The organism is Dietzia sp. 111N12-1 (genome assembly GCF_001658045.1).
In the GTDB taxonomy this organism is placed as follows: Bacteria; Actinomycetota; Actinomycetes; order Mycobacteriales; family Mycobacteriaceae; genus Dietzia; species Dietzia kunjamensis.
Genome location: NZ_LSSV01000068.1, coordinates 1 through 4,085, shown reverse-complemented (window position 1 = coordinate 4,085; position 4,085 = coordinate 1). Strand labels below are relative to the sequence as shown.

The window sequence follows — 4,085 nt, the reverse complement described above, 5'->3', positions numbered from 1 at the left end:
TCACACAATTATCTTGACAGGCTCCTTCCGGCTGAGCGTGGAGTGGGCGCGGATCGAGCCCGCGCCGGGGGAGTACGACGACGAGGCCCTCAGACACTACGACCGGATCATCGACACGGTCCGCCGACATGGCATGACCCCCATGATCACGATGGTGCACTTCGTCTACCCCGGGTGGCTGGCCGACCGGGGCGGGATGCTCGCGGACAACGCGGTGGAATCGTTCGGCCGCTTCGCCGACCTCATCACCGACCGGTGGGCCGGCGCCGGCACCATGTGGGTGACGTTCAACGAGCCGCTGGTGTTCTTCAAACACGAGATGACCATCGGCCGGGTCGCCTTCACCGACTTCTCCCGCTTCCTCGACACCATCGAGGCCGCCCACCGGCTCGGCTACGCTGCCGCCCACCGGGCCGACCCGGCCGCGATGGTCACCATGAACGAGGCCTATCTACCCATGGCCACCGAGTTCACCGACACGCTGATCGGGGACAGGGTGGCCGACGTCGTGGACTACGTCGGCATCGACTACTACTACGGCGTCGCGCTGAACAACCTCACCGCCATCAACGCCGCGTGGGACGACTTCGCGGCCGTGCGGCCACAGCCGGAGGGCATCTACGAGGCGGTCACGCACTACGCGCAGGCCTACCCGGGCAAGCCGATCTACATCGTCGAGAACGGGATTCCGACTCTCAACGGTGGTCGCGCCGACGGGATCGAGCGGGGCGACTTCCTGCGCGACACGGTCTTCTGGCTGCAGCGGGCCGTGGCGGACGGCTACCCCGTGATCGGCTACAACCACTGGTCACTGGTCGACAACTACGAATGGGGCGACTACTCCGCCCGCTTCGGGTTGTACCGGGTGGACGTGCTCACCGACCCGACCCTGACACGCCAACCCACGTCGGGCGTCGACGCCTACCGGGACATCATCGCGGGCGGGGGAGTGCCCGACGGATACCGTCCGGTGCTGCCGTCTGCGTGGTGTTCGCTGGCCACGATCCCGGACAGCTGTGCTGATCCCGTGACGGTGGAAGGGCCGTTGACGACGCTGGCAAGGTGGTAGCAGGGTTGCCATTGCAGCCGACTATCTGTCAGGACCCGCCCGCCCACGACGAGAGGACCGATGAGATGTTTCCCGCCGGCTCGATCGAGAATCCGCTGCGTTTTCTGTTCGGCCCCGGGCCGGATGAGCCCGCGTGCCTCGCTCTCACACCGGAGTGCATGGGCCTGATCCCGTACCTGGCCTCCCGGTTCGGTATCCCCAGCTAGGAGACTGCTGAACAAGCTGCGATCCTGGCACGGCCGGTGTGCGTGAGGGCCGGTTGGCCCTCGCGCGAAGTGCGGGGTTGGAGATCTCTGGGTTCGGCGAGAGGGGCGAGAGGTTCGTGGCGCCCACCGCGGGTTGTTCGAGCCTGTGCTGGGGCGGGAATGCCTGGCCCCGGCCCGCTGGTCAGGCCAGGGCCCAGGTTCCGTTCTGGCTCGTCAGTCCCATCGCGAGGAGTCGGCGCAGGTTCAGGGCGGCAACGCGGTGGTGGAGCCAGTTGTTGTTCTTCTCGACCCCGCGGTACGGCACGCGGCGGGCACCTCGGGTCAGCCAGGCGATCGAGCGTTCCACCATCGGTCGGTGCTGGCGGTAGACGGTCTGGAAGTCCTCATCGCCGGCGCGCTGGCGGTGCTGGCGTTGCAGCAGGTGGTGCTCGCCGAGCACGACTTTGCGCCCCGCGGTCGAGGTGGTGCACCGCTGACGCAGCGGGCAGCCACGACACGCCGCCCCGAAGGTGGCATTGCCCTTGGCAGACAGGCCACGGGTGAATTTGGCGGGGCAGGTCAGGGTGCCCGCCACGGCGTCGAAGGTGAAGTCATCCAGGGTGAACCCGCCCTCGACCGCGGGCCGCAGCGGCCACGGCTTGACCAGGGGCAGCCACTGCTTGCCCGCCAGGGTGTGCAGCATGTCGCCGCTGGCATAGGCGGAATCGCCGAGCACCTCGACCGGCTCGCCGACGCCGATGGTGGGATCGGCAGTGACTAGTGCCGCACCGACAGCGGCATCGGAGTTGGTCGGACCGTTGGGCTTGGTCAGGGAGCACATGGTGGTCAGGCCGGTGTCGGGCTCGACCACGATGTGGGCCTTGAACCCGTCCTGGCGGCGCTGGCGGGTCTTGTGGGCGTGGCGGGCATCGGGGTCCACGGTGGAGATCACCCGATCCGGCGCGGTGCGGCGGGCGATGCGCCACCGCCCGTCGGTGCCGTCTGAATCCTCAGCCGGCTCGACGTCCTGCCCGGCCACCAGCGCCAACAGGGCGACCGCTTCGGCCGGCTTGCCGCCGGCGGCGGTGATCGCCTCAACATCCAGAGCCCCAAGCAATGCCAGAGCATCGGCCACCAGCGCGGAGACCAACTCATCACGGGCGCCCTGGTCATCCCAGGCAATGCGCGGCTTACCGGCCTCGGAGTAGTCGTGCCCGCACGTCGCCGCCAGCCGGGTGCACTCGGAGGCGATCAGCTCCTTGGCCCCGGGCACCTCGCGGCCGACCCGGCGGATCTGGGCGATCAGCTGGGTGATCGTGTCTTGGCGGGCCACCGCATCATCCAGGACCGTCGAATCCAGCGCCCGGCGGGTCTTGGCCTTGACCGCACCGGTCTCGGCGATGACCTGACGCACCACCTCGAAGATCCGCTGCGGTCGGTCACTGGCCGCCAGGCGGCGTCGCCAATAGGTCAACGTCGACGAGTTGAAACCCTTCGCATCGACCGGATACCCGCAGGCGGCCTTCCACCGCAGGTCGAACGTCAGCGCGTCGACTGCCTCCCGGTCGGAGTGCCCGAACAGTGCCTGGAGCACGATGACCGAGGCGATCACCTCACCCGGGATCGACGGTCGGCCCCGGCCCGAGGGAAACAGGTCGGCGAACAACTCGTCCGGGAACAGCCGGTCACGGTGCTCGGCGAGCAACGCGAACACGCTGCCCTCCTCGAGCAGATGCCCCGCCACCGACTCCACATCCAGCAACTCACGCTGCCGATCCGACTCACCCTGCATGACCCACATCATTTCAGGGCCACCCCAACTCCGCGGGCCGGACACGCACTTTGTTCAGCAGTCTCCTAGGGCTCCGCACGCACGGGTCCTTGCCGGTCGGGGCGAGCGATCTCGGCAGCCACCCGCTGCCCCGACTCGACCGCACCGTCCATGTATCCGGCCCACTCGGTGGCGGTCTCCGTCCCGGCCCAGTGCAGTGGACCGACGGGGCGGCGGAGGTTCTCGCCGAAGCGGGTCAGGGTACCGGGCGTGGCGAACGCTCCGTAGCAGCCGCGGCTGTACTCCTCCCCGGCCCAGTCGTGGTCGATGACGGCGAGAGGGTCTCGGGCGCGAGGTCCGTAGTAGCCGGCCAGGTCCTCGAGCACCAGTGCGTGGCGGTCCTCGGCAGTCATCCGCGCGCCGGCATCCGCGTGGCGGCCCTCGAGGAATCCGACCAGGACCCCGGGCCCGCCCTCGTGAGGGGTGTTGTCGAAGACGGTGCCCAGCGGTCGCGACGTGCTGTTGGCCTGGCCGCTCCAGCCGTCGGTGCGCCAGAACGGCTCCGGGTAGACCACATTGATCTTGATGACCCGGCCCATCGGCATGCGCTGGACCAACTGATCCCGATCGCCGGGCACGCCGGGGGAGTAGCTGATCCTCGAGGCCAGCGGCGGGGGGACCGCGATCACCACGTGGCGGGCGCTGACCACGCCGCGGTGGCTGCGTACGTGGGCTCCCGCGTCGCTCCACTCGATCCCGATGACCGGGCTGTCCAGGACCACCCGCTCGCCGAGTTCGCGAGCGACCGCCAGTGCGATGGCCTGCGCCCCGCCCACGACCCGGTCCTGCTGGGCACCGCCGGCGGTGTCGATCAGGGCGTCGAGCCCACCGGCGGCGCCGATGTAGAACCCCGCCCACAGCGCGGAGAGGTCTTCGGGGCCGGCCGCGAACACGGCCTCGGTGACCGAACGGAAGTAGGCCCGACCGCGGCGGGTCCGAGCAGCGCGCCGGAGCCAGGTCTCGAACGTCTGACTGTCTAGTGGGCATCTCCGTTAGTTCG

General features: G+C 69.2%; 2 protein-coding genes and 1 pseudogene. 1 reads left to right on the top strand and 2 read right to left on the bottom strand.

Annotation, left to right across the window (positions count from 1 at the left end; genetic code table 11):
• Positions 1–1,069, top strand: a 1,069-nt coding sequence (locus AYO52_RS14300; RefSeq protein ID WP_067718737.1) for a family 1 glycosylhydrolase, incomplete at its 5' end; no start/stop codon positions are given.
• Between the two features lie 387 nt (positions 1,070–1,456).
• On the opposite strand, the gene AYO52_RS14290 is transcribed toward AYO52_RS14300, so the two are convergent.
• A complete protein-coding gene (locus AYO52_RS14290) occupies positions 1,457–3,046 on the bottom strand; it encodes an IS1182 family transposase (protein ID WP_063971954.1) in 1,590 nt (529 codons plus the stop codon).
• A gap of 65 nt (positions 3,047–3,111) precedes the next feature.
• Positions 3,112–4,056: pseudogene (locus AYO52_RS14285) on the bottom strand (flavin monoamine oxidase family protein); the annotation flags it as partial.
• Between the last annotated feature and the right edge of the window lie 29 nt (positions 4,057–4,085).

What these genes read in the sequence shown, in the direction of transcription:
- AYO52_RS14290 (WP_063971954.1), bottom strand. Translation starts at nt 3,046, where the DNA reads ATGCAGGGTGAGTCGGATCGGCAGCGTGAGTTGCTGGATGTGGAGTCG.